Genomic DNA, 1,574 nt, shown 5'->3' with positions numbered 1-1,574 from the left:
GGTGCCGCCTGCAAGGTCATGGCGTAGCTGCCGAAGGACAGCCCCTTCACGGCCGGCGGCACCAGCCCGGCCGAGGCGAACCAGTGCGGCCAATCGTCCGCCCAGTGCGACACCGAGAGCAGCGTCGCCGAAAGCAGATCCTCCGGACGGCGCAGGGTCGGCGCCAGGGCCGGCGCGCAGACCGGCAGCATGTCGGCGGTGAACAGTTCCTCCACCTCGTAGCCCGGCCAGTGCCCGTCGCCCAGCAGCAGGGCGCAGGTCCAGTCCTCGCGGATCGGCGCGCCGGCGCCGCCGGTGGCGATGCGCACCTCCACGTCGGGGTGGCGCTCGTGGAAGGCCGACAGGCGCGGGATCAGCCAGCGCACCGCGAAGGTGGCGCCCACCCCCAGCGTCAGCACCGGGCCGTCGCGCATGGCGGCGACCCGCTCCACGCTGTCCGCGATCGCGTCGAAGGCGCCGGTCAGGCCGGGCTGCAAAGCCCGCCCACGCTCGGTCAGCTCCAGCGCGTTGGCCCGCCGCTCGAACAGCGGGAAGCCCATGCGCTCCTCCAGCAGGCGCACCATGCGGCTGACCGCGGCCTGCGAGACGTTCAGCTCGCCCGCCGCCCCGGTGAAGCTGCCGTGCCGGGCCGCGGACTCGAACGCCCGCAAGGCGTTCAGCGAAGGCAGGCGCCGCATCCGATCCCCTCCTCCCCGCACCCCAACATTTCCTGGGGGTCAGCATCAGACAATCCCGTTTGCGGGGCAAGCGCGCCAGGCGCATCATGCCCTCCACAGCCAAAGAAAACTTTCGGATGAGCGGGATGCTGACGGTTCCCCTGACACTCGGACTCGGCCTTGCGGCGCTGGTGACCTCGTTCCTGTCGGGCCTGTTCGGCATGGCCGGCGGCATGGTTCTGATGGGGCTGCTGCTGGTGCTGCTGCCGGTGTCCTCGGCGATGCTGCTGCACGGGATCACGCAGATGACCGCCAACGGCTGGCGGGCGTGGCTGTGGCGGCGGCATGTGCAATGGAGGATCGTGGCCCGGTTCCTGCTGGGCGGGGCGGTGGCGGTCGGCGTCTTCACCCTGATCCGCTACGTGCCCGGCAAGGCGGAATCGCTGATCCTGCTGGGGCTGTCGCCCTTCATGGCGATGGCGGTTCCGTCGCACTGGTCGCCGAACGTGTCGCGGCGCGGCCACAGCGCGTTGGCCGGCCTGCTGTGCATGGGCGTGCAGCTGATCGCCGGCATCTCGGGGCCGCTGCTCGACGTCTTCTTCGTGAAGTCCAGCCTGTCGCGGCAGAGCGTCGTCGCGACGAAGGCGACGATGCAGGTCTTCGGCCACCTGTTCAAGACGGTCTATTTCGGCTCCCTCGTCGCGGCGTCGGAGACGGAGACACTGGACATCACGGTGACGGCCCTGTGCATCGGCATGGCCGTTCTGGGGACGAACCTGTCGCGCCGCGCGCTCGACGCCATGAGCGACGCCCAGTTCCGCAGTTGGAGCCAGCGTCTGGTCGCCCTGACCGGCACCGTCTATCTCGGCCAGGGGCTGTTCCTGCTGGTGGTGGGGTGAGTTCTGGGGGGGTGCTTTC

General features: G+C 70.3%; 2 protein-coding genes. One reads left to right on the top strand and one right to left on the bottom strand.

Annotated elements, in window-relative coordinates; genetic code table 11:
* A partial coding sequence (locus GBZ26_RS29300; protein ID WP_174441790.1) for a LysR family transcriptional regulator occupies window positions 1-677 on the bottom strand: 677 nt, incomplete at its 3' end.
* Between the two features lie 125 nt (window positions 678-802).
* On the opposite strand from GBZ26_RS29300, the gene GBZ26_RS29295 reads away from it, so the two are divergent.
* The gene (locus GBZ26_RS29295; RefSeq protein ID WP_246654157.1) at window positions 803-1,555 is read left to right on the top strand and encodes a TSUP family transporter; all 753 of its coding nucleotides are present in this window, start codon (window positions 803-805) and stop codon (window positions 1,553-1,555) included.
* Window positions 1,556-1,574: the final 19 nt, after the last annotated feature.

The sequence above is a fragment of the Azospirillum formosense genome (assembly GCF_013340925.1).
Classification (GTDB): Bacteria; Pseudomonadota; Alphaproteobacteria; order Azospirillales; family Azospirillaceae; genus Azospirillum; species Azospirillum formosense.
Note: the sequence above shows the minus strand (reverse complement) of the source record. Positions and strands in the feature narration are given on the sequence as shown.

What these genes read in the sequence shown, in the direction of transcription:
- GBZ26_RS29295 (WP_246654157.1), top strand. Translation starts at nt 803, where the DNA reads ATGCTGACGGTTCCCCTGACACTCGGACTCGGCCTTGCGGCGCTGGTG.